General features: G+C 50.6%; 1 protein-coding gene and 1 pseudogene. One reads left to right on the top strand and one right to left on the bottom strand.

Annotated elements, in window-relative coordinates; translation table 11 throughout:
* Positions 1-223: pseudogene (locus tag VN105_RS29680) on the top strand (hypothetical protein); the annotation flags it as partial.
* A 31-nt stretch (positions 224-254) separates the two neighbouring features.
* Here the strand turns inward: VN105_RS29680 and VN105_RS29675 are convergent.
* Positions 255-1,574: (Fe-S)-binding protein (locus VN105_RS29675; RefSeq protein WP_325647110.1), on the bottom strand; the 1,320-nt coding region annotated here is incomplete at its 5' end.

Genomic DNA, 1,574 nt, shown 5'->3' with positions numbered 1-1,574 from the left:
TTTTCAACCTGGCACCATGCAGGAAAAAGTGTTCCAGAACGCCCAGCTATTCGATTTCGCCGCACTGAAAGGAAGATTACTTTCCTCTTCATACGTTCCCGAAGAAGGCCATCCGTCGCACATGCCCATGATGCATGCCCTGGAAGACCTGTTCCAAAAATATAAGGAGCAGGGCATGGTGAAGTTCCACTACGAAACCAAACTCTATGTAGGCAAGGTATAGCGGAGACAATCGCCGAAGGCGATCCCCTCCGCTACACCAGGCTGTTGTAGAGAATCTCCACCGGGTGCAGGGCTTTAACGCCGGTGCCGTCTTTTACCTGGTGGCGGCAGCTGGTGCCAGGCGCCGCAATGAGCGTGCCTTGTGCAGCATTGCGTACAGCAGGGAATAAAACCAGTTCGCCTATTTGCATGCTCAGGTCGTAATGTTCTTTTTCATAGCCAAAAGAACCCGCCATGCCGCAGCAGCCGGAAGGGATTACTTCCACGGAGTAATTCTGTGGAAGGGAAAGCATCTTCTGGCTGTGCAATGCAGAGGATAATGCCTTCTGCTGGCAATGCCCATGCAGTTTAATATGTTGTTTTTCTGTGGTGAACTGTTTGGAAGTGATATGTCCTTTACCGGCTTCGGCGGCAATAAATTCATCGATGAGGAATACATTTTTTGCCAGCGCTTTTGCTTTTTCGCGCAGCCCTTCGCTTACCAGGTCGGGATACTCATCGCGGAAGCTCAATATGGCAGATGGTTCCACGCCAAGCAAGGGTACATTCTCATTAATAACGTCGCTGAATATACGAACATTCCGGTCGGCATACTCCCGTGCTTTACGCAACAGTCCTTTCGACATATAGGCGCGTGCGCTTTCCGGGTGTTCAATCATTTGTACATCGTAACCGAGGCGGTGCAGCAGTTGCACGGCTTTGATACCGATAGTGGTGTCGTTATAGTTGGTGAACTCGTCGCAGAAAAGATACACTTTTTTGTTGCCGGCGCTGCCTTGTTTTTCCTTTGGCCATTTTTCGTTGAACCATTTCCGCAGGGTGATGGAGTGAAGACCAGGCAGGGAACGTTTAGCTGCAAAGCCCGAGAACTTACGGATGATACCACCGGTGAAGGAGTTGCTGATCATCGCGTTGTAAACGCCGGGAGCAATGGCAGCGAGCCCTGATAGTTTGGAGAAGTTGCCGATCATATTGGCGCGCAGTGGTACCCCGTTGGCATCATAGTAATGCTGCAAAAATTCCATTTTCAGTTTAGCCATATCCACATTGGAAGGGCATTCTGATTTACAGCCTTTACAGGCCAGGCAAAGATCCAGTACTTCATAGATTTCTTTGTGATCGAAGCGGTTTTCTTTGGTGCTGTTGGTGAGAAACTCGCGGAGGATGTTGGCCCTGGCGCGGGTAGTATCTTTTTCATTGCGGGTGGCCATGTAGCTGGGGCACATGGTACCGCCGCTGAGCTGTGTTTTGCGGCAATCGCCGGAACCGTTGCACTGCTCTGCATGTTGCAGCATGGTTTGCTCCGGGAAATGAAAAATGGTTTTCAGCTCCGGCGCTTTCTGCCCTGGTGT

This window comes from Chitinophaga sp. (assembly GCF_035564935.1).
In the GTDB taxonomy this organism is placed as follows: domain Bacteria; phylum Bacteroidota; class Bacteroidia; order Chitinophagales; family Chitinophagaceae; genus Chitinophaga.
This window is presented reverse-complemented; position numbering and strand designations above follow the sequence as displayed.